This window comes from Nonomuraea sp. NPDC050394 (assembly GCF_044459065.1).
Classification (GTDB): Bacteria; Actinomycetota; Actinomycetes; order Streptosporangiales; family Streptosporangiaceae; genus Nonomuraea.
Map to the genome: position 1 here is coordinate 36,711 of NZ_JBITIO010000025.1, position 18,558 is coordinate 55,268.

Annotated in this window: 38 protein-coding genes; 2 read left to right on the forward strand and 36 right to left on the reverse strand. The window is 68.6% G+C overall.

What is annotated here, in order from left to right; translation table 11 throughout:
* Nucleotides 1–130: 130 nt before the first annotated feature.
* The 9 genes from ACIBKY_RS51025 to ACIBKY_RS51065 form a co-directional block, all read right to left on the reverse strand.
* Complete coding sequence (locus ACIBKY_RS51025; RefSeq protein WP_397109233.1) at nucleotides 131–760, reverse strand: hypothetical protein; 630 nt, start codon at nucleotides 758–760, stop codon at nucleotides 131–133.
* The gene (locus tag ACIBKY_RS51030) at nucleotides 757–915 is read right to left on the reverse strand and encodes a hypothetical protein (protein WP_397109235.1); all 159 of its coding nucleotides are present in this window, start codon (nucleotides 913–915) and stop codon (nucleotides 757–759) included. The genes ACIBKY_RS51025 and ACIBKY_RS51030 overlap by 4 nt, the downstream gene beginning before the upstream one ends.
* Nucleotides 916–1,131: 216 nt before the next feature.
* A complete protein-coding gene (locus ACIBKY_RS51035) occupies nucleotides 1,132–2,199 on the reverse strand; it encodes a hypothetical protein (RefSeq protein WP_397109237.1) in 1,068 nt (355 codons plus the stop codon).
* A gap of 42 nt (nucleotides 2,200–2,241) precedes the next feature.
* On the reverse strand, nucleotides 2,242–2,568 hold the full coding sequence (locus ACIBKY_RS51040) for a hypothetical protein (protein ID WP_397109239.1): 327 nt from the start codon (nucleotides 2,566–2,568) through the stop codon (nucleotides 2,242–2,244).
* 293 nt (nucleotides 2,569–2,861) lie between these two features.
* On the reverse strand, nucleotides 2,862–3,134 hold the full coding sequence (locus tag ACIBKY_RS51045) for a hypothetical protein (protein WP_397109241.1): 273 nt from the start codon (nucleotides 3,132–3,134) through the stop codon (nucleotides 2,862–2,864).
* Nucleotides 3,124–3,759, reverse strand: a complete 636-nt coding sequence (locus tag ACIBKY_RS51050) for a hypothetical protein (protein ID WP_397109243.1) — start codon at nucleotides 3,757–3,759, stop codon at nucleotides 3,124–3,126. The genes ACIBKY_RS51045 and ACIBKY_RS51050 overlap by 11 nt, the downstream gene beginning before the upstream one ends.
* Entirely contained in the window at nucleotides 3,756–4,082 is a 327-nt protein-coding gene (locus ACIBKY_RS51055; RefSeq protein ID WP_397109245.1) for a DUF6225 family protein, read from the reverse strand. Before ACIBKY_RS51055 ends, ACIBKY_RS51050 begins: the two co-directional genes overlap by 4 nt.
* A 103-nt stretch (nucleotides 4,083–4,185) precedes the next feature.
* Nucleotides 4,186–5,151, reverse strand: a complete 966-nt coding sequence (locus tag ACIBKY_RS51060; RefSeq protein WP_397109247.1) for a tyrosine-type recombinase/integrase — start codon at nucleotides 5,149–5,151, stop codon at nucleotides 4,186–4,188.
* Nucleotides 5,148–5,525 (reverse strand): hypothetical protein, encoded by a 378-nt coding sequence (locus ACIBKY_RS51065; protein WP_397109249.1) that lies wholly within the window; start codon nucleotides 5,523–5,525, stop codon nucleotides 5,148–5,150. The genes ACIBKY_RS51060 and ACIBKY_RS51065 overlap by 4 nt, the downstream gene beginning before the upstream one ends.
* Before the next feature lie 327 nt (nucleotides 5,526–5,852).
* Between ACIBKY_RS51065 and ACIBKY_RS51070 the strand changes: the two genes are divergently transcribed.
* Entirely contained in the window at nucleotides 5,853–6,056 is a 204-nt protein-coding gene (locus tag ACIBKY_RS51070; RefSeq protein ID WP_397109251.1) for a hypothetical protein, read from the forward strand.
* Nucleotides 6,057–6,209: 153 nt separating this feature from the next.
* Entirely contained in the window at nucleotides 6,210–6,344 is a 135-nt protein-coding gene (locus ACIBKY_RS51075) for a hypothetical protein (RefSeq protein ID WP_397109253.1), read from the forward strand.
* A 347-nt stretch (nucleotides 6,345–6,691) separates the two neighbouring features.
* Here ACIBKY_RS51075 and ACIBKY_RS51080 read toward each other — a convergent pair whose 3' ends face one another.
* From ACIBKY_RS51080 to ACIBKY_RS51210, 27 genes are all read right to left on the reverse strand, one after another.
* Nucleotides 6,692–7,018: a hypothetical protein gene (locus ACIBKY_RS51080; RefSeq protein WP_397109255.1), complete on the reverse strand. Its 327-nt coding sequence runs from the start codon at nucleotides 7,016–7,018 to the stop codon at nucleotides 6,692–6,694.
* Between the two features lie 60 nt (nucleotides 7,019–7,078).
* On the reverse strand, nucleotides 7,079–7,495 hold the full coding sequence (locus ACIBKY_RS51085) for a hypothetical protein (RefSeq protein ID WP_397109257.1): 417 nt from the start codon (nucleotides 7,493–7,495) through the stop codon (nucleotides 7,079–7,081).
* Nucleotides 7,496–7,563: 68 nt separating this feature from the next.
* A complete protein-coding gene (locus ACIBKY_RS51090; RefSeq protein ID WP_397109259.1) occupies nucleotides 7,564–8,109 on the reverse strand; it encodes a hypothetical protein in 546 nt (181 codons plus the stop codon).
* A gap of 66 nt (nucleotides 8,110–8,175) precedes the next feature.
* Complete coding sequence (locus ACIBKY_RS51095) at nucleotides 8,176–8,964, reverse strand: LPXTG cell wall anchor domain-containing protein (RefSeq protein ID WP_397109261.1); 789 nt, start codon at nucleotides 8,962–8,964, stop codon at nucleotides 8,176–8,178.
* Between the two features lie 410 nt (nucleotides 8,965–9,374).
* Complete coding sequence (locus tag ACIBKY_RS51100) at nucleotides 9,375–9,602, reverse strand: hypothetical protein (protein WP_397109263.1); 228 nt, start codon at nucleotides 9,600–9,602, stop codon at nucleotides 9,375–9,377.
* Nucleotides 9,599–9,787 carry a hypothetical protein gene (locus tag ACIBKY_RS51105; protein WP_397109265.1) on the reverse strand — a complete coding sequence of 63 codons (189 nt, stop codon included), beginning with the start codon at nucleotides 9,785–9,787 and terminating at the stop codon, nucleotides 9,599–9,601. The genes ACIBKY_RS51100 and ACIBKY_RS51105 overlap by 4 nt, the downstream gene beginning before the upstream one ends.
* On the reverse strand, nucleotides 9,784–9,984 hold the full coding sequence (locus ACIBKY_RS51110; RefSeq protein ID WP_397109267.1) for a hypothetical protein: 201 nt from the start codon (nucleotides 9,982–9,984) through the stop codon (nucleotides 9,784–9,786). Before ACIBKY_RS51110 ends, ACIBKY_RS51105 begins: the two co-directional genes overlap by 4 nt.
* A complete protein-coding gene (locus tag ACIBKY_RS51115) occupies nucleotides 9,981–10,208 on the reverse strand; it encodes a hypothetical protein (protein ID WP_397109269.1) in 228 nt (75 codons plus the stop codon). The genes ACIBKY_RS51110 and ACIBKY_RS51115 overlap by 4 nt, the downstream gene beginning before the upstream one ends.
* Nucleotides 10,209–10,476: 268 nt before the next feature.
* Nucleotides 10,477–10,878 (reverse strand): hypothetical protein, encoded by a 402-nt coding sequence (locus ACIBKY_RS51120; RefSeq protein WP_397109270.1) that lies wholly within the window; start codon nucleotides 10,876–10,878, stop codon nucleotides 10,477–10,479.
* 65 nt (nucleotides 10,879–10,943) lie between these two features.
* The gene (locus ACIBKY_RS51125) at nucleotides 10,944–11,210 is read right to left on the reverse strand and encodes a hypothetical protein (RefSeq protein WP_397109272.1); all 267 of its coding nucleotides are present in this window, start codon (nucleotides 11,208–11,210) and stop codon (nucleotides 10,944–10,946) included.
* Nucleotides 11,211–11,478: 268 nt separating this feature from the next.
* Nucleotides 11,479–12,627 carry a hypothetical protein gene (locus tag ACIBKY_RS51130; protein WP_397109274.1) on the reverse strand — a complete coding sequence of 383 codons (1,149 nt, stop codon included), beginning with the start codon at nucleotides 12,625–12,627 and terminating at the stop codon, nucleotides 11,479–11,481.
* A gap of 14 nt (nucleotides 12,628–12,641) precedes the next feature.
* On the reverse strand, nucleotides 12,642–12,878 hold the full coding sequence (locus tag ACIBKY_RS51135; RefSeq protein WP_397109276.1) for a hypothetical protein: 237 nt from the start codon (nucleotides 12,876–12,878) through the stop codon (nucleotides 12,642–12,644).
* Nucleotides 12,878–13,198, reverse strand: coding sequence for a hypothetical protein (locus tag ACIBKY_RS51140; RefSeq protein WP_397109278.1), 321 nt, complete (start codon nucleotides 13,196–13,198; stop codon nucleotides 12,878–12,880). The genes ACIBKY_RS51135 and ACIBKY_RS51140 overlap by 1 nt, the downstream gene beginning before the upstream one ends.
* Entirely contained in the window at nucleotides 13,195–13,743 is a 549-nt protein-coding gene (locus ACIBKY_RS51145; protein ID WP_397109280.1) for a hypothetical protein, read from the reverse strand. Before ACIBKY_RS51145 ends, ACIBKY_RS51140 begins: the two co-directional genes overlap by 4 nt.
* Nucleotides 13,736–13,876: a hypothetical protein gene (locus ACIBKY_RS51150; RefSeq protein WP_397109282.1), complete on the reverse strand. Its 141-nt coding sequence runs from the start codon at nucleotides 13,874–13,876 to the stop codon at nucleotides 13,736–13,738. Before ACIBKY_RS51150 ends, ACIBKY_RS51145 begins: the two co-directional genes overlap by 8 nt.
* Nucleotides 13,873–14,094 carry a hypothetical protein gene (locus ACIBKY_RS51155; RefSeq protein WP_397109284.1) on the reverse strand — a complete coding sequence of 74 codons (222 nt, stop codon included), beginning with the start codon at nucleotides 14,092–14,094 and terminating at the stop codon, nucleotides 13,873–13,875. Before ACIBKY_RS51155 ends, ACIBKY_RS51150 begins: the two co-directional genes overlap by 4 nt.
* A complete protein-coding gene (locus ACIBKY_RS51160; RefSeq protein WP_397109285.1) occupies nucleotides 14,084–14,944 on the reverse strand; it encodes a hypothetical protein in 861 nt (286 codons plus the stop codon). The genes ACIBKY_RS51155 and ACIBKY_RS51160 overlap by 11 nt, the downstream gene beginning before the upstream one ends.
* Entirely contained in the window at nucleotides 14,928–15,176 is a 249-nt protein-coding gene (locus ACIBKY_RS51165) for a DUF397 domain-containing protein (protein ID WP_397109287.1), read from the reverse strand. Before ACIBKY_RS51165 ends, ACIBKY_RS51160 begins: the two co-directional genes overlap by 17 nt.
* A gap of 315 nt (nucleotides 15,177–15,491) precedes the next feature.
* On the reverse strand, nucleotides 15,492–15,722 hold the full coding sequence (locus ACIBKY_RS51170; RefSeq protein ID WP_397109289.1) for a hypothetical protein: 231 nt from the start codon (nucleotides 15,720–15,722) through the stop codon (nucleotides 15,492–15,494).
* Between the two features lie 11 nt (nucleotides 15,723–15,733).
* Entirely contained in the window at nucleotides 15,734–15,925 is a 192-nt protein-coding gene (locus tag ACIBKY_RS51175; RefSeq protein WP_397109291.1) for a hypothetical protein, read from the reverse strand.
* Nucleotides 15,922–16,404: a RusA family crossover junction endodeoxyribonuclease gene (locus tag ACIBKY_RS51180; protein ID WP_397109293.1), complete on the reverse strand. Its 483-nt coding sequence runs from the start codon at nucleotides 16,402–16,404 to the stop codon at nucleotides 15,922–15,924. The genes ACIBKY_RS51175 and ACIBKY_RS51180 overlap by 4 nt, the downstream gene beginning before the upstream one ends.
* Nucleotides 16,405–16,421: 17 nt before the next feature.
* Nucleotides 16,422–16,592 (reverse strand): hypothetical protein, encoded by a 171-nt coding sequence (locus ACIBKY_RS51185; protein ID WP_397109294.1) that lies wholly within the window; start codon nucleotides 16,590–16,592, stop codon nucleotides 16,422–16,424.
* Between the two features lie 129 nt (nucleotides 16,593–16,721).
* Nucleotides 16,722–17,129, reverse strand: a complete 408-nt coding sequence (locus ACIBKY_RS51190; protein WP_397109296.1) for a hypothetical protein — start codon at nucleotides 17,127–17,129, stop codon at nucleotides 16,722–16,724.
* On the reverse strand, nucleotides 17,126–17,482 hold the full coding sequence (locus ACIBKY_RS51195; RefSeq protein WP_397109298.1) for a hypothetical protein: 357 nt from the start codon (nucleotides 17,480–17,482) through the stop codon (nucleotides 17,126–17,128). The genes ACIBKY_RS51190 and ACIBKY_RS51195 overlap by 4 nt, the downstream gene beginning before the upstream one ends.
* The gene (locus ACIBKY_RS51200; protein ID WP_397109300.1) at nucleotides 17,479–17,829 is read right to left on the reverse strand and encodes a hypothetical protein; all 351 of its coding nucleotides are present in this window, start codon (nucleotides 17,827–17,829) and stop codon (nucleotides 17,479–17,481) included. The genes ACIBKY_RS51195 and ACIBKY_RS51200 overlap by 4 nt, the downstream gene beginning before the upstream one ends.
* A gap of 5 nt (nucleotides 17,830–17,834) precedes the next feature.
* A complete protein-coding gene (locus ACIBKY_RS51205) occupies nucleotides 17,835–18,101 on the reverse strand; it encodes a hypothetical protein (RefSeq protein ID WP_397109302.1) in 267 nt (88 codons plus the stop codon).
* Entirely contained in the window at nucleotides 18,098–18,532 is a 435-nt protein-coding gene (locus ACIBKY_RS51210; RefSeq protein WP_397109303.1) for a hypothetical protein, read from the reverse strand. Before ACIBKY_RS51210 ends, ACIBKY_RS51205 begins: the two co-directional genes overlap by 4 nt.
* Nucleotides 18,533–18,558 lie beyond the last annotated feature (26 nt).

An 18,558-nucleotide genomic window follows, 5' to 3' on the forward strand; every position in this document is an offset into this window, starting at 1 on the left:
GAGCTGTACGTGCGCTGTCGGCGTTGGCACCACACGGGGCCGCTCGGCTGGGAGTGGCCCACCGAGTGCCCGGCTGATGGCTGCGACGAGCCTGGTGAGCTGCTGCGCAAGCAACGTGTCCGGGAGAAGGTCACATGAGGGCGCGCACCTGCCAGCCCTCGTCGGCCAGGCGCTCCAGGAGCCGGGTCTGCTCGGTCTCGTTGTCGCAGGTGACGATGATGCCCCACACCGCCGGGGTAACCTCGGCGTCGGCGTCGCCGGGCTCCGGCAGCTCCTCAGAGCCGGAGCCGGAGGCGAGGTCGCGGGCGATTGACTCCTCCAGGTCGGCCAGCTCGTCAGCGTTGTAGCCGGTCGCGGCCAGCAGTTCGGCGTCGGCCTGGCGCACGTCGGCGAGCACCTCGGCCAGCAGCGCGTTCTGCCAGCCGCCCTTCTCGGGCGTGCGGTTGTTCGCGATGAGGTAGGCCTCCGCGTCGGCGTCGGAGCGGGACGTCCAGCCGCGCACGATCGGCGCCAACCACGCGCCGTCGTCGGTCACCTGTACACCCTCGGGCGGCGACACCCCCTCTGCCTGCATGAGCGCCAGGACCTCGAGGCGGCCGTGGCCGACGACGAGACGGCCGGTGCGCTCGTCGAGTTCGCCGGCGATGACGCAGCCGAACGTCTCGATGCTGGCGCGGATGCTGGGCAGGTCGTGGTCCTTCGGGTTCCGCAGGGCTCGCGGGATGTCGGCGAGCGGCATGTGCTCGATGCGTCGAGTCACATAGTGCCCATGGAGAACATGGAGGCGATCGTGATCCACCGGTCAGCGATCGACATCCAGGCGTTGGCGACGTCGGGCATGTGGGCTGTCTTGGCGGCCTCGCCGAGCGCTGCTGTGGCCTCTTCGAGTGCCTTCTGCGCGGTGATCGGGGTCATGGGTCTGCCTTCCAGGTGAGGGTGATGTGCCGGAGGAGTTCGGCGTGGACGCGGAAGTCGGCTTCCCGTTGGCGACCCACTGCTTCGTGCGATTCGCCGCAATACACGCCGGACAGACTTCGCAGAGAACTTCGATGTGGTAATCCCATCCGGCAGCACGGCATTGGTCCCAGTTGGAGCCCTCAGCACCGCACCACAGGCAGATGATCGGCACGGTCATTCCGCTTGTCCGGTGGTTGCGGGCCGGTAGCCGTTGCGGATGCGGTCGGCGGTGAGCTTGTGGGCGATGAGGCCGCACGCCAGCGTCGCCCACGCGCCGGTCTGCACGGTGTCCGCGGGCACCTCCACGGCCGAGCTGAGGATGCCGCTCTTGCCGGGGCGGGTCTCGATGCCGGGCGAGTTCGCTGTCCACTTCACCACCCACGACCATGCGGCTCGCTTACGGCGCGGCCGGCCGTACCGTCGGCGCTGGAGGACGAGCTGGACCTGGTGGGAGTCGCCGTCGGGCATGTGCACGAGGCCGAGCGTTGGCCCGTTGACGGTCTCGTAGCTGTACCGCTTCGGGCCGAACAGCTTCTCGACCAGGTCGAGGCTGATGCGGCCGTGCATCCACCATGGGTCTTCGCGCGCCCACTCGTCTTCGCGCGCCCACCACTGCCAGCGGATCGTCCACTCGTCCACGGATATGTTGATCACCCGCGAGTAGTAGCCGTCCGGGATCAGGCGGCGCTGCAGCCACGCGCCGAACGCTTCGGTGTGCAGGTAGAGGGCGCCGAACGGCCACAGCCGCAGGTGGCAGGAGATCGGATGCTCGTCCCCGGCGCAGCCGATGGTGACCTCAGCGGAGAAGACGCCGAACGTCTTGCCGAGCACCAGCTCGGCACCGAGCGTTCCGGTCGGCTTGTCCGGCCAGCGGCCCGGCTTGCGTGCGTCGTCACGGTGAACGGGACGCTGGGTGAGGCCGAGCAGTTCCGTCCAGGCGCTGGCCGCGAGGTCGCGGGTCAACGGGGTCCACGGTCCGTCGTACGGCTGGCCGATATCCCACTGCTCGGGGTCGAGGTTGCCCTGCGGGTCCGGCCGTACACCGCACCGGTCGCAGACGACCCATCGGGCCGCGTGCAAGCCCTTTGCGATGGGGCCGTGTCCGTCGACCACGGGCCGGTGGCCACGCAGGCGGCACCACAGCATGAGTCGGGGCACGTCGTGCAGCCAGAAGCGGCGGTGGACGAACTTGCCCTTCTTGTGTAGACCGATGCGGAGCTCGTTGCTGGTGTACCAGCGCATGGAGGTCTCCAGAGGGGGTGGAGGTCGGACTCTCGGATGTGGCTAGATGCGAGGCGGCCAGTGCCAAGTGCCGGGCGTGGTGCCTTCGCTGCGGGCGCGGGCCCAGAAGATGTCGTTGCCGTCGAGGTGCACTTGCAGGCTGACCACCGTGGGGGCGGGGTGGACGCGCACCACCGTGGCCGGGTAGACGTCGCCGGCGAGGACGCGTTCGCCGACGTGGGCCTGGTGGCCGGTGGCGCCGGGCTGACCGGGCAGGATGGGGGCGCGTCCGCGCTGGTAGGCGTCGTAGTCGTCGCGGCGGCGGTTGATGGCGTTGGCGTCGTCGTCGCTGAGGGTGTCGTGGACGATGCGGCCGATGGACAGGGTCACGAGGGCGCTCCGTGGGCATGGGAAAGGCCCTGGACCGGGGAGCGTCCAGGGCCCTAGTTGTTGATCATGAAATCTGAGACAAGATCATTCCTGGGGGTTACCGAGGTATCGGGGGGGACGAGATCGGTCGTCAGCGTCGCGTACAGCGCGCCACACAAACCACCCAATACGGGGGAAACCGTGTGTACCGACACGAATTCCAGATTGATCATGAGGGTACACACGGTTGTCAAGCACGGCAAGACCCGACAGCCAAAAGGCTTCCGAGAAAGCCACGACCACGTGCCTCCCCGCTATCTCTTCCCATCGTCCTTGCCCGCGCTGGCCCCCTCGGCTACCGACAGGTCGTCAAGGGCTGTCAACGATCCTGCCCACAGGCCCACGTCGTTCGCCGTGGACAACAGCTCCCCTACCAGCTGCCGCTCATCCTGGGTCAGCGGTGCCGGGGCGGCGGCATCCAGTCGCTTCTTCAACCTCGTCGCGTGCGCGATCACCGACCGTAGTGCATGCCTCAGCTCTACTGCCGCATGCTGACGAGCCCGGCCGACCTGCTGGTCAGCGTCCATCCCCATCCTCCTCCGGCTCCTTGGTCACGTCGCGGACCAGGTGTGTGAGGACGACACCGCGATGCCACACCTGTGCTGCCTCGAACACGACATCGCGACGCTGAAGGTACAGGGCCGCGATCGTCTCGGCGTCCGCCCGGTTCGGCGCCCAGCACACCATCGACCAGTCCCGGCCAGCGGGCGTCTGGCCCAGGACTGCGACCTCGTACTGGTTCCACGGCTCCACCGGGGCCCGCCGCGGCGCATGCAGTGGCGTGTCCTCCACGACGTCGATCCGCGGGTTCAGCTTCTCGTCCAGCAGGTAGGCGGCGGCCTCCTCCAGCGTGTCCGCGACCGCGATGTGCGGCGCAAGCGCGGCGTCCAGGCGGTCGCTGGTGCTGGCCAGCGCCCGGAACCGCATCCCTTCCGGACCTCGGCCGACCACGCGGCCGCCGACCGGCCGCTCCTCGCGGCGGACCCGCCACACGCCGTCGCCGACCTCGATGAGGGCGCCGGGATGATCGAGGAGCCACAGCACCGCAGCGGCGTACGTCAGCGGCTTGTCGCCCAGGCCGACGTCGTCGAGGAGCTTGCGCAGCACCGGGTCGCTCGCGGCGCGGCGCTCCAGTTCGGCGCGGTCGTTCATGACCGTCGCCGTGGCCTGTCCGGGCGCACCAGCAGCTGGGTTTCGGACGGCCAGTGGCAGTTGAGCGTGAACAGCGAACTCGTCTCCAGGCCGTACCCGTCGCCCCAGTCGACATACCCGGGTCCGGCCTCGGTGATGATCTGCTCGTCGGCGACGTCGTCCTTGTCGGTGGCGACGGTCACGAGGATGGGCGCGTCGTCGTCCAGGTGGGCGATCGCGGCACGCAGCTGGCCTGCCGTCCACGCTGGGCGGCCTTTCATGTCGGTGATGGTGTTCCACGGCACCACCGTGGTGTGGGCGTAGTCGTGCTGCTGTTCGGTCATGGCTCCTCGTCTTTCTCGGCTTCGGGTATCAGGGGCGTGTTCAGCTTGCCTCGTGCGGGCCGGGTTCGTCCCCCGTTTCGGGCGCGAACCCTGTGCAGGGGTACTACTCGATCGCGGCGGCCACGAGCGTGGACGGGTCATCTTCCAGCCGGTTGCGGGTCTCCAGGTAGATGTCCGTGGTGGAGGAGTTCGCGTGGCCGAGCGCGGCCTGGATCTGCTTCACGCTGGCGCCCATCTCCTCGGCGATCGACGCGAACGTGTGCCTCAGCTGGTGCGGGTGCAGGCCGGGTAGGCCGGCGGCGCGGCCGACGCGGGCGACAAGGTCGTAGACGTCCTTGCGGTTGAGGCGTCCGCCGGTCGAGGTGGCCAGCAGCGGCCCGTCGAGCTGGTCGACGCGGACGCCCGCGTTCTCGGCGCGGTCGGCCAGGTAGACGTCGAGGGCGTGCGCGGCCGCCGCGGGGATCGGCCGGGTCTGCGGCTTGGCGCCCTTGGTGACGATCCGCAGGGTGCGGTAGCCGCGCTCCGTACCGAGGTCGCCGACGTCGGCGGCAGTCAGCTCGGTGACGCGGACGCCGGTCTCCAGGAGGAGCCGGATGATCGCCGCGGTGCGCAGCCGCTGGCGTCCTTCGTCGGCGTCGGCGGAGGCCTTCACCGTCTTCGCCTCGACCCGGGTGAGGGCGACCGTTTCGGAGTGGCGGCGGTTCACCCGCGGGCGACGCACCCGCGCGAACGCGTTGCCGTCGACGGCGTCCTCGTCGGCGAGGTAGTCGTACCACGACGACACCGCGGACAGGCGGCGGGACATCGTCTTGGCGGGGATCGGGGCACCGGCTTGGAGTTCGAGCCAGCGTTTGTAGACGTCGCCGTGCTTGCGGCTCGCGGCCAGCGGGTCGAGGTCATGTTCGGCGCAGAAGGTGAACCAGCGCTGGATGTCGCGGCGGTAGGCGTCGCGGGTGTTGGCCGAGTCGTAGCTGAGCAGCCAGGCCACAGTGAGGTCGCGGGCTTCGCCGGTCAGGCCGGGCGGGAGGGCGAGGGTTCCGACGCTGGCGGGAACGAGGCCGGCGCTCACGCGCCCAGCCTGTCGAGGAACACCTCGCAGTAGATCAGCTCGATGGCGCGCCAGATGACGTCGTCGTCGTAGCCGGCGCGGGCCCACTCCTGCAGGAGGCCGTAGGCGAGTTCGCCGTCGCCGTTGAAGTAGCAGCCGCCGGTCACGTATGCGCACGCCGGGTCGTGATGGTCGGCGTCGTCGCGCGAGTGAGGCGCGTGGATGCCGAGGATCGTCGGCTGCCAGCCGCCGGGAAAGGAGTCCAGGCCGGGGTCGGGGTCCATGCGGTGCAAGGAGAGCTGGACGGCGCCGAGGTCTCCCTGGGCGATCCAGCTGCGTCCGCCGGGGATCGGGTTGTCGGTGTGGGTGTGGGTGATGCGGTGCAGGTCGGTCATGAGGTTCGCCTTCGTCTCGGGTAGTGAGCTGTGCTCATGTTCCTCGCGAGGTGGGGTTCTCCCGCGACACCCCCGACCTTACACCCCCATAACGAGAATTATGAGGGTGTAGAAACGATCATGGAAACTCCCCTCGGACAGCCACCCGAATATGGAAAACTGGCTTGATCGTCGCTCCGCTGAGATCGCTCCCGACTCAGCGCACCACTACGAGCCCCATACAGCAGCACCACCACGGACATCGTGTTCTGGCGTGGAAATCCCGTTCCACGCCACGGGAGCACACCGACGACCGAGGTGGACACCCGCTGCTGGCATGGAGACGCAGTGGACCTGGCCGCCACCCGCCAGCTCGTCGAACAACTCACCCTTACCGCCATCGCGGTCATCGGCGCTCTCGGCGCCATCGGCACCACCGCATTCCTCACCGCCGCCGGCCTCCGCGCCCTCTGGCGCCACCTCTTCCCCAAGCGGCAGAAGCCCGAACCGCCTGACCACCACACACCACAGGCCGACGTCATCGGCGATTAGCACTTTGGCAACCATCACCAACCGCACCCCGCACGTTAGCAAGGCAGGGAATCTCTACCGTTTCGACCGAAAACTCTGAAACCTTGTCACATAGTCGCGCCCCACCTCCGACATGTGAAACACATGCCACCACCCATCGAACCCATGCCATCCATGGAACCCAAGCGCAAGAAGCTGCGCGACACCCTCGACAAGATCACCCTCACCGCCATGCAGGTCGCCGGACTCATCACCCTGGCGATCTTCCTCATCTGGAGCATCCTGCAGCTGATCAACACCCTCTTCTAACCAAGCCGCGGGCGCGCCCCCCGACCACACCGGCGCGCCCGCATCACCCGCTCCACCACCAACAACCGATCCACCCGCACCACCCGACGACCCGCCCCATCCAACCGCGTCGTCCCCGCCGGAAACCACCCCTCCCCCACCCACCGCCGCACCGAACCCACCGACACACCCACCCGACCCGCCGCATCCACCACCGACAACCACATAACCCCAGCATGACCCCACCAAAACCCAACCCCAAGTGCAGCCGCCCGGGTGGCCGGCCGCCGGGGGGTGGGGGGTGTTCGCGGGCATGAGAAAGCCGCGCCGACCGGGGAAGTGGTCGGCGCGGCTCGTGTGCTGCGGCGTTACAGGTCGTGCGCCCACATGACGTCAGCGAGCACGGACAGTTCGGCAGGCGTCGCGTCAGCCCACGTGGTCATGCGCGACAGCGCCAGGTACGCGGTGCCGATGACCAGCACGCGCATGCGTCCGGCTTCATCGATCATGTTCACGGCGTGCGAGATCAGCGTCTCCTCCGCGTTGGCGTCCATGACGATGCCCGACCAGGTCGGCTCAGGGCTGCGCTCCGTGACCAGCCGTCCCATGACGGCCTGCGGGAGACGGTAGTCCTTGACCAGCTTGGACATGATCAACTGGGCGTCGGCGAGGATCTCGTCCCGAACCAGGGTCATGGCTACTCCTTCGTGTGAGAGTGCGCCCACCAGCGGGGATGCTGGTGGGCGCGGTTCGGGCTAGCGGAGGAAGAACGCCGCGTGCGTCGAGACGATCGCCGCGACCATGGGATCGGTGGCGGCGATCATCATGCACGTCAGCAGGGCTTCTGCCTCGCGGCGGGCCGCTACCTCGTACGGGCTGAGGCGTCCGGCGCGCATGTTCGCGCGAGACTGCGACAGGTCAGTCAGCTCGTGGAAGGTCCCGTGCACGCGCACGAGGGTGCGTCGGAGGTCACCCGGCATGGACGCGTCGTCCGCGAGGTGGCGGACGACGGTTGCGCACGTCTCGGGGTTGTCCTCGATGACGACGTACCCGAACGGGCCAGTGTGCAGCGCCGTGGTGACGGTGATCCCGAGACTGACCAGCACGGCCGCGTGTGCGCTCGCGCCCAGCTTGATCATGTCGTCCACGGTGACGCCCACGTTGATGATCATGACTTTCCTTTCGTGATCTTGGTTCGGGTGGGAGGGGGCGCGCTGGGTATGCGCGCCCCCGTGTGGTGCTACTTCGTGGCTCTGGCCGTCTTCGGCGCAGGCTTCGGCGTGACGGTCACGGGCTTGCCGTCGTCCTCGTCGCCCACGGCGACAGTGAGGGCATCTAGCGACGCCTGGAGGTCCGCGTTCTCGGCTTCCAGCGCTGCGACACGAAGCCGCAGGGTGGCCATCTCCTCAGTGCGTCGCATCTCTGCCCGCAGGGTGACCAGGTCGCCGCTCTTGAGCGCGGGCAACTGGGCCAACGGGCTGTCAGCGTCGGCGTGGAGCGCGTGCATGCCGATGACGTGCCGGAACGCGACGGTCTTGCCCTCGCGCGTGGTCATGACGTCTTCGATGCCGCTGTCTTCGGGCAGCTCGATCAGGTCGTTGGTGTAGGTGGCCTGCCCCTTGCCGAGCTTGAAGTCGCCCGACAGGACGTAGGTGGCGATGGTGGGGATGCCGACGTGCCGAACCTCGCGGTCCCACGTGCCGCCGCTGTTCGCTAGGCGGGTGTCGCCTTCTACGGTGGCGATGATCTTGTCCAGAATCTCAGTCGGCGTGAGCTTGATTTCCATGATCTTCCTTCGGCTTCAGGTGGTGGGGTGCCCGCCCCCGGCACCTGGGGGCGGGCGGTTGATGGGTTAGTGATCTTCGTGGTTCAGGGCTTGGTGCCCTGCCACGTGGGGACCGCCTTGCACGTCAAGGACGGTCGTGGTCGCGTCGTCCGGGGCGCTCTGCGGCGCGTCATCTTGGATGCGGTTCCGCTTCCGAGATGCGCGACGTTCCGCGCGCTGGGCGCGCTTGGTGGCCTGTTGACGACGCTTGCGCCACCAGAGCCAGCCTGCGATTCCGCCACCGACCAGGGCAGCACCGAGGAGCGTGAGCCCCACGGTTGTGCCGTCACCCGACACGGGCCGGTAGGCCGTGACCACGGGCGGAACGGTCGGGGTCGTGGTCGGTGACGCGATCACCGGAAGATTCACGGTCGATGCGGCGCGAGGTTCGTCCGGCATCGGGACCGTGGGCGCGGTGATGGGTGCGACGACCGGCGCAGCCTGCGGGGTTGCCGTGGCTGTGACCGTGGCCGTGAGGGAGACCGTAGGACCGGGGGTGCTGGTCGTGACGGTCGTGGTCGGTCCGGGAGTCGTGACGTGCACGGTCGGACCGGGGGTGGTGACGGTCACGGTCGGACCGGGGGTACCGGTCGTCGTGGTGGTAACCGTGACGGGAGGTTGGGTAACCACCTGGGTCGTGGTGACCGTCTCGCGAACGGTCTCCGTGACGGTGGTGGTCGCGGGAGTCGGGACGACAGGTCCCGACGCGTCGGCGATGCCGACGCCTGAGAGCGTGATGACTGCCCAGGTGATCGCGAGACATGCGCCGAGCGACAGCGCTGTCCGGGCGATGCTGGACCGGTTGATGAGTGTCACGTCCGGTTATCGAGGTTCAGCGCGAAAGCGTTACGACCTTTGTTAGTCACGGATTTATAACGCCTATTTCCGCAGGTCAGAGCGCTACTTCGTGCGAAATCGCATCGAAGCAGCGAATTAGTTGCTTCAACAACTACCGGTGGTCGTCGTGCATAGTCAGTCCCCCGCCCTCGTCTCGTCCTTCGTTCGCCTCTCTTCTCTTCCCTTTGTTGATCTTCGGTGCTCGAAATTGGAAGCGCTGTGGTGGTCGCTGGGACGCGTTTGCGGTCGGGTTGGTCTCTCTATACCGGAGACCCCCGTTTCTGGTCTCAGCGTTGCGCTGGGGACCGTCCACGGGGGTCTGGTGGTTCTTTCTCGGTTGCGGTTTCGCTGTCGAGTTCTCCATATTCGGATGTTTGGGTGTAAATCGGTCATCGAGGTGGGGTGTCGTGCTGGTAGCAGTAGGGGGCCTCGCTGTCCCACGGCGACACCCAGATGCACGCGCTGTCGTGTGCGGGCTCGGCGGGTGTCCAGGTGTGCCGGTAGTCGGGGTGGGTGCGGTGGATGGCGGCGAGGGCCTGGAGGTGTTGGTCGTCGGCTGCGGCGAGTTCTTCGTCGAGGCGGGCGCGGAGGAAGGCGATGATGTCGTCGCGGTTCATCGGCGGCGCTGGTGGTAGCGGCTCTTCACGGCTCGGGCGCGGGGCCAGGCGTTGACGCGGAGGCGCTGGAGGAGGTGGACGGCGGCTCGCCACTGCTGGTCGGTGAAGGCGTGCATCTCGTCAACGAAGGTGAAGGTGGGGGTGACGCCGCGGAAGGGGCCGACGGGTTCGCGCTCGTGGGTCATCGCTGCTTGTCCAGGTCTTCGTCCAGCGGCCAGTCGAGCTGGTGATAGCCGAGGGCGTAGGCCCTGCAGGTGCAGCAGCTGCGGCCGTGGGTGTGGTCGGGGTATGCGGCGAGGTGCTCGCGGATGCCGTTGCGCCAGGGGCGGGGGCCGGTTTCGGCGGCGGCGAGGAGCTCGACAACGTCGGGGTGTTCGGTCACTCGGGGTCCTTCTGGTGGGCGGCGTGGTCGCGGGCGGCGCGGCCGGCGCCGAGGAGGGGGTGGTACGGCGTGAGCGGGGGTTTCCAGCCGTTCTGGTTGAGCCAGTCGGCGATGGCGGTGACGTCTCTGTCGAGGAGGGCGGTCTGGATGTGGGGGGCGAGGATGGCGCGTACGGCGGCGCGCATGTCGGCCCATCGCGCTTCGATGTCGGGGTCGGCGGCCATGGCCGGGGCTCCTTTCTCGGTTGCGGTTTCGCTGTCATCTCGTGTGCGTGTTCGGACGGGTTCGCGGGGGTCCTTCCAGTTGTAGGTGTGCGGGACGTCAGCCGGAGTTGGACACAGTAAAGGGAAAGGTTTTAAGGGATAGGGGTTACGGTCACAGCGTGGCCTAACTGGCTGTTTGGTTACGGTCACAGCGTGACCTACGGGCCACGCTGTGACCGTAACCTAAGTCAAGATCATTCCAGTGTTGTCCACAGGGTTGTCCACAGCGTTAGGGTGCGGTCGCAGCGTGGCCTTTCCCGGGTGGCAGCCTCACCGACGCGGGCAACTCGGGCACCCGGTAGTCGACGGCATGCCCCCTTCGGGCGAACACCGGTCGGCCACGCCGGTCCTCCCCCACGGCGACGCGGACCTCGAGGCCGCGGCGCGCGAGCCGCTGCAGAACGTCGGACAGGCCCCGCTCCCCCAGCCCGGCGCGCGCCTGCAACGTCTCCGTCAACGTGATCTTGCTGCCGTCGTCGCGCCGGTCTCCGCGATGCCACAACATGCGGCGCGTCACCTTGTGCGAGCGCTCCGCGATCAGCATCAGCACCAGCCGCTCGGCCCCCGTCAACGGATTCGCCGCCGGTGACTCCAGCCACGCCGCGACCTCGCCCACCAGGCTTTCGGCCACCCAACCCCCTCACACACCTGCGACGCCCTGAGGGATGGGCAACCTGCTGATCACCGTACGACGCCTCACCAACCACGCACGACCACCGTCTCCCCGGTCTCGGTGACCTCGGCCAGCAGCGACACCTCACACTCGTGGCCCACGTCGAAACACGCCGAGCAGATGATGTGCCCCGCAGCCAGGACCGCGGCGCAACCCTGGCAGTAGACCGACGTCTCGATGTGCTCATGCACGCAGCCGGTCTTCGCGCACAACACCGCGGCGGCGCCGCACTCCGTCACGCTGTCCCAGAGCCGCACCGTGCACACCGCCGCGAGCTCGGCGCCCGTCATGACCCGCCCTTGGCGAGTCCTCCATCGGGCTCCCCGACCGGCCGCAGCGGCTGATACCCCTCATGCCAGCCGCAGTAGCAGCGCAGCGGGGCGCAATACGCCCCCTCACCCGGCTCCGGAAGGCCGGCCAACGCCGCCGGCGTGTGCTCCTCACAGCGTGGCCCCTGAATGTACAAACGGGCCGGGCTGCGACCGCAGTACCCGTCCCCGGCACCCCGCCAATATCGGCACCCGGCATCCCTTTCGACAGCGGTTTCGCTTTCAACAATCACAGCGACTCCTTCAGAAACGCCAAGCCCTCCTTGAGCTTGTTCAGCTTCGCCAGCTCGTGCGTCAGCCGCTGAATCTCGGTTCGCTGGTGCATGTTCTGGACGTCGAGCCGCTCATTCGCGGCGAGGAGCTGGTCATGCTCCTCCCCCAGGGTGGCCAGTTCTCGCTGCAGCCCGGCCACACGCGCCTCCAACTCGGTCACGCGCACCGCGGCGTCGTTCGCCTTCTGCAACATCTCGATCAGCTGCCCCACCTCCGGCAAACCCGAAGCAGGCGGAGCCGCAGCAGCCTTCTCCCGACCGGCGTTGGGCGCCGGAACACCCTTCGCCGCGGCAGGCTTCCGGGCGACGGCGAGGCCGCCGTCATCCCACGCAGTCCGAATCCACCAGATGGGCGGGCTGGCGCGCTTCTGGCACTTGATGTGGTTCGTCCGCGTCAGGTAGCCGATCACCTCCCGCTCATACACCTCGTCCCACATGCCGCGGATCTGGCGCACAATCGACGTCAACGCCCCCGTCCACAACACGCCTTCCTCGCGGGCGTTGGTGCCGCGCTCGTCGCCCTGCTTCTTCGCCTCCTCACGCAGCAGCGACCACAGCGCATTCGCGTCAGCGGCCAGGTCCTCCTTACGGGGTCCGCCCTCGATGCGGGCAACGTCGCCGACTTTCGGCATGGACGCGTCATCTCCTTGCTGTAGCGCCGGAGCCACCTCTGGCCCGGCCACGGTTTCGGTCTTCGTCTCGGATTCGGGTGGGGGTGGGGTGAGGAACGCGATCACCTCGGCCTCACGGGCATGCAACATCCGCGCCATCGGGCCCGCGTCCTCCAGCGGACCCGTCACCTGCAGCAGGCCACCCGCCAGGTACACGTGCACACCCATCGCCCGCGCCATCCTGACCAGGTCCCTCACTGACCACGACGACGCTTCCGGCGCCGGCGCCGGCTTCTGCTCCACCGCGGCCGCGAGCGGCGGCCGCGTGGCCAGCGCGCGGATGCGTGAACGCTGATTGAGCAACTCCTGCCAGGCCAGCTTCAAGCGGACTCGGTGACAGAGGCCCGATTCCGGGTTCGTCACCACCCAGGCGTCGCTCTTGCGTTCGACCCGCAAGTTCAGCCGGACGGCTTCCTCACGAACCATCTTCTCCACGTCGGACGCCCGGCTCACGGCAGCCTCTGAGTGTGCAGGAGGATGGTCAGGCAGCGGATGTACCGCTTGCCGACACGGACGTTCACGCCGCGCACTCGGTCGGCCCGGGTCACCCACACGCCGATGCGGCTGCCGGGCGGCTGCCCGAAGTAGATCGCGGCCCGCATCCAGCGGCGGCCCACCACCACGACGACGTCGCCGCCCGCCTGCACGGGCCAGTGCCGCGACCTGCTGAACGTGATCTCGGCCATCACGAGCCACCACTCCCCCGGCCGCCGAACCCCGACCGGGTGATCGTTTTCCCGGACCTGGTCACGATCGTCGTGTCGGCAGGCCGTACCGACGTCGCCCCCCGCACGTAGCCGCCGCTGCTGTTGCCGCCGTACACGTACACGTAGCCGTGGTGTGAACCACCTTCGCAAAACTGGTCATCCACCACGGCGTAGGAGCCGTCCGGCTGCTGAACCGCGCGCACGCAGTCGGCCACCACCTCGTGCTCCTGCGTCGCCAACGCCACCACCGCGGCGACAGCGCCGACCGCACCGAGCGCGATCACACCGGTGCTCCTCATCCGCGCCTCCGCCACACCGGCATGCCGGCCGAATGCGCGAACGCCGCGGCGCCCGCGGACCCCGTCGAGTCGTCCTTCAGGTGCGCAAGCATCCCAGTCCGGCCGCCCCGGCCGAGCGCGAGACCGACCATGAATCCATTCCGGTACGGCCCGGCCGCCTTCTCCAGCTCCGGGATGTCCCACCGCGCCGGGAAGCACTCGACGGCGATGCCGCTGGCGACGGCGGCCCACTCGAACGCGTGCCGGTCTCCGCCCCTCGGCTCCCGCTTGTCCGGGCCGTAGCCGACCAGGAGCCGGAAGATGCCGTTCTCCCGCTCGTACAGGTCGGCCAAGTCCTCCACGACGCGTCCTCTGCGCGCCCCACGGGAACCCGTGTAGACGAGGGTGAGGAGATCCGGTGCCGCCCAGGCGTCTACCGCGGCGTCGAAGTTCGCAAGGACGTGCGTGGCCAGGTCCTCGCTGATCGGATAGTTCCTCAGGATGTCGGCCAGGAGAGCGCCGAGGTGCCGCTTCTGGCCTGCGGTGAGGAACGGCTGCTCACTCATGCGCGGCCTCCGACTCCTCGGGTCGGCCGCCCTGGGCGGCGGCGCGGGCCCGGTTGATCGCCCCGTGGTACGGGCACGACCACTCGGTACAGCCGCCGGTGTCGGGGAACGTGAGGTCTCGATCATCTGTCATGTCTGGTTGCCTTCCTGATCGGGTGTGCGAGCTGGCTTGGCGTGCCACAGCCAGCAGGCGGAGCACCGGAACGCCCGGTGCCGGCGGCCGGTCCTGGCGGTCAGCTGATCCGCTTCCGCTTTCGCGGCCTGGCGGCGCAGATGGACGCGGTACAGGCACACTTCTGCGGCCCGCCGCAGCTTCCAGCGGGTGCGCGCGTCGAACTGGTCAGCAGGCATCCGTCACCTCGTCGGAGAGCTTTTGCGCCCAGCGGGAGCGGGCCTTGGCCAGGTAGACGTGGGACACGCCGAGTCGCTCAGCGGCCTGCACCAGATCGAAGCCTTCGACGGCCATGAGCCAGTCGGAGTCCTCGGTGAGCGCCTGGTCACGAGTCTCACGCGCGCCCCGGTCGGGGACGGCTTCCGGGTCGTCGATGCTGTCGTCGTCCCACGCCAGCGGCGGCATCCACTTGGCGGCCCGAGCCCGAGCCCGGGTCATGTTCACTGCGCGTCGCTCCTGCCTAGTCTGCTGAGGCGGTTCCTGATTCCACAGCCGGTCGTACAGCGCCCGAACTCGTTGAGCTGTGCGTGCCTCGACCTGGGGCAGCTTCAACGTCCACGACAGGACGGATCGGTCGGTCCCCATCTCTCTCGACAGCCAGGCCAGGCACCAGCCCTTGACCATGAGCGCCTGGATACGACGATGGGTGCCTGTGGCCGAGACGAGCATCCGTTTCGGAATCTGGTTGTGGGTCGGCCAGAACGCCAGGATGCGTTCAGCTCGCCACGTGTGGATCTTGCTTGGCCCCCTCAGATGTTTGTGCCAGCCAGCGACGCGCACGATCGTGAAGTAGCCCACACCGGTCAGGTCGGCGATGGCCCGTGGGCCGAATCCTGTCTCGCGGCGCAGGCGCTCCAAGTGCTCCCGAACCGGCGCAGGATCGGTGAACGGCTGCCAACGGCCTTCCTGCTTCAGTTGCGCCTTGCGGACCTCGTACTGCTTGTGCAGCTTCAGACAAGCCGGGCAGCAGCAACCGTGTTTGCGGGAGGTGCGACGGCTGTGATCGCTTCCGTCAGCGCGTCCGGACATCGGCAGTCACCAGGTCGTCGTACTGTCCTGTCTTCACTGCGTCAGCGAACGCGGCGAACTCGCCGGGCGTTACGGTGAGCACCGGCCCGTCGGGCACGGTGCTGTCGCGGATGAGCACCAGGCCGTGGCCATGCTCGACATCGGCGCACCCGGCGGCGCAGCCGGCCGGTGGCCGCCACACCTCCACGCAGGCGCTGTTGCCGTTGCAGGATCGGGGCTTCTCCCAGGTCATCAAAGGCTCCTTCGTTGGCTTCGGGTCTTGCGGCGGGAGTCGAGCGCGATCACGTTGTCCGGCAGCGGCGCCGGTTTCGGCGGCCCCTGCTTGCACGTGGTGCCGAGGACATGCGGCACGAACCGGTCCTCGCCCGGGTTCAGCGGTGGCGCGTCGACGCCGTCAAGCGAGCGGGATCGCCACACGCGAGGGCTGCCGACCGGCAGGCACGCCATGTTCCCGGCCGGGTCCGGGCGCGGGTCGACCGGTAGCCGACGGCCTCTCGCGGTGATCGTCCAGAGAATCCGCCTGCGGCACAGGCCGCAGACGGACAACTCACTGGGGTGCGGAACCATCGCTGTCCGGCACGTAGCCGTGGTGGTACAAGGCCAGCGCCGCCGCCAAGTCGCCGGGGGTGATGTCGTAGCCTTCGACGCGGGTGACGATGGAGCCGGTGTGGTCATAGACGGGGTGCACCGGATGCGTGGCCCGTCGCGCCCTCTTCGGCTGCTTTCGGAGGCGCTTTCGCTTCCGGGATTTGTCTTCGTCTTCGATGTCGTATTCCATGATCGTTCTCCCTATGGTTGATCGTGTGGCCTGTGGCGGGCTGCAGTGCCGAGACCCATCACCGCGACGTAGCCGGGCAAGATGAGGGTGACGGTGCCGATCGCCAAGATGATGACGCCGAGCGTCGGGTGATGCTGGAAGCCGTACCAGGACACGGCGGCGACGAACACCTCGGCGAGGAGCAACGCCAGCAGCCGGATCATCGGAAGAGCTCGTTGTAGGTGGCGACCGACCAGATGCGGATGATGCACCCGGGCTCCGGCAGAGCGTCGGGATGGTCGTCTCCGGCGTACAGCTTCCGGGGGTTGCGGTAGGCGACCACGCAGGCGTCGTCCTTCCAGATGTTGGCGGTCGTGAGCGCATCCTCCGTCGAACGAATGATCTTCGACAGGTCCGGATACGTGGTGTGGAACGGGCGGCGGACCGTCTTGCCGCGCGGCAGCGAGAAGCTGAAGCCCGCGATGAGCGGCTCGTTCAACGTGACCCAGTCGGGCCCGGCCGCCGCGCGCGCGGCCTCCTCGACGGCCTTGCGCCACGGGGCGACCTTCTTCGACGACTCCTGCTGGACGACGCGGCCGGTGAAGACGCGGTTCTTCCCCTTGCCTTTGTAGATGGGGCGGCCGTTCTTGCTGCCCTGCGGGCCGGGCACACCCAGCGCGGTGATCGTGATCAGCGGTTCCATGGTGTGCTCCTGTCCGGCTACCGCCACGACTGCACGGAACGCAGACGACGATCAGTGCCCGGCACGACAGCGGCCGAGGACCGCGGCCGGCCGCGCACGATGTAGACGGCGCCGATGACTGCGGCCGCGTGCACGAGGGCGCCCACGAACGCCAGATAGCCGACGACGATGGCGAAGATCCACGTCATGGTGGTCCTTTCGGTAGGAGTCACACAGGAGCCAGCCGAGCAGGAACCCGGCCTGGGCGGAGAAGACACCCCACCCGGTCAGCAGCCACGGCAGCAGCTGCTCAACCGGAGTGGGGACGTGCAAAAACGTCACTGGCCTGCCTCACCGGAATGCACCCGATGAACGGCGGCCAGCGCCTCGCGGAGGCCGGCGTTGTCGTCCACTTCGAGAGCCAGGGCGGCCTGCAGGGCGCGCATGCGGCCCTGGTAGTCGCCGCCCTCCAGAGCGCGGGCGGCGAGCTGCTGGGCCTGGGCCAAACCGCCTGCGTCGCCGGCGTCGATCGCGGCGATCGCCGTCATGGCGTCGGCGTAGCTGGCCTCGCGCCGCTTGGTCACCTCGTGCCGTTCGCGCTCGTCGTCCGCGATGCTAAAGGCGTGGATGAGCTGCCGTCCGGCGTCCTGCACGACCCGGCGGAAGCGGCCGGTCAGGTAGAGGAAGCAGCTGATCATGCCGAGGATGCCCCACAGGACGCCGTCGACGATGTCCCAGAGGCTCATGGGGTGCCTCCGGCGCACTCCGGGTGCGAAGCACCGTCAGGGCAGGCGTCGTAGACGTCGCGGCTGACGTCGATCTCCCGGTCGACGCCGCCGGTGCGGACGATGAGCGTCCACTCCTCCGCCTCCCACGTCTTCACCGGCACGCACACCCGCTTCTTCTTCGCGCCGGTGCCGCGCGTGACGCATGCCGACTTCGTCTTGTACTCGCTGGGCTCGTACGCGCGGCCGACCACCACCGCGGCGGCGGGCGTGGACGGCATGTGCGGCGGGCTGCTTGGTGCGCACGCGACGACCGCGATGAGGAACAGGGACACCCAGAAGAGCGCCACCAGCACGGGGAGAGACAGCTTCACTTCTCACTCCTGATGCGAAAGCTGAAGACGCGGGCATGAGCGGTGCCGAGACGCTGCGCGAGCGCGCGGCTGTCGACGCCGATGCTGGTCAGTTCCCGGTCGAGGCCGGCCAGGGTGGCGGCCAGGTCACGGCCCAGGCCGTCGGCCAGATTCCCTTCGGCCTCGATCGCGAAAAGCAGCTTGTTGAGCCCGGTCAGCAGCGGCTCGATCCGGATGGAGACGTTGTGGAGCGCGCCGAGCAGGTCGGCTACGTCCGCTGGCTCCGCCTCGGCTGTCGTGCACTGGTCGATGAGGCGAGCGCACGCGGCCAGAGCCGCGGCGACGTCGCTGGGACCAGATGCGGTCATGATCGTTACCTTTCGGTTTCGGGTGGGGTAGAGCGGCGAAGAGCCGCGTGGGGCCGGATGTCGTTCAGCAGCAGGTCGGCCACGGCGCCGGGCAGGCAGATGCGGTGGCCGAGCAGGACAGCGCGCAGTACGCCGATGGTGGGCAGGCCGCCAGGGTGCCGCCACAGCGAGCGGTCGCCGTCGCTGGCCTGCGCGGTGAAGGTGCGGCCGCTGTGGTCCCAGGCCACGGTGACGGTGACGCCGTGGTGACTGGCGTAGGTGTGCGGCTTCACCGGTGGTGATCCTGCGGCGAGGGGATCGGGGGGATGAGGCCGGTCAGGTCGCGCGTGTCGTCGCCACCGGGATTGTGGCTGGGGCACGGCCCGAACTCCGAGCAGCCGCACCCGGCCAGCGGCGGCTCCGCCAGTCGCAGCCCCGCCGAGGCGCTGGGGGCCGCGGCCGGGACGCCGGCGTGGGCGGCGGCGAGGGCGCGCTGCTCGACGGCCGCCTGGACGCCGTCGAGGGCGTTGATGATGTCGCGGCGCACCGCGTCGGCGACGGCGATGAGCTTCTGCATCAGGAGGAGGCCGTCGCCGAGGTCCTGCGGGTCGCGGGGGTTGACGCTGATGCGGTGGGTGCCGAGGGCGAGGGTGATGCCCTCGGGCGTGACGTGGTGGAAGACCTGCTCGGGCGTGGGCTGGTCCTGGTTCACGTTGATGGACATGACCATGGCGGTGCTCCCTTTCAGGA